At 63.7% G+C, this 311-nt stretch carries 1 protein-coding gene; it reads left to right on the top strand.

All coding sequences use genetic code 11. The features are described from left to right. Nucleotides 1–311: hypothetical protein (locus ACCD11_RS28400; RefSeq protein WP_413316476.1), on the top strand; the 311-nt coding region annotated here is incomplete at both ends.

The raw sequence follows: 311 nt of genomic DNA on the forward strand, positions 1-311 counted from the left end.
GTGCTCAGGCCGGTGGACAGGCTGCTGATGCCGCTCGTTGCGGTGCTCAGGCCAGTCGAGGTCGAGGTGGACAGGCTATCGATGCTGCTCGTGGCCGTGCTCAGACCCGTGGAGGTCGAAGTCGACAGGCTGCTCACATTGCTGTTGGTTGTGCTGAGGCCCGTCGAAAGGCTGTTGATGCCGCTCGTCGCTGTGCTCAAGCCGGTGGAGGTCGAGGTCGACAGGCTGGCGACATTGCTGTTCGTCGTGCTGAGGCCGCTCGACAGACTGGTGATACCGCTAGTCGCCGTGCTCAGACCCGTCGAGGTCGA

Origin of the sequence: Variovorax sp. Varisp36, from assembly GCF_047304235.1 — a bacterium.
GTDB lineage: Bacteria > Pseudomonadota > Gammaproteobacteria > Burkholderiales > Burkholderiaceae_C > Variovorax.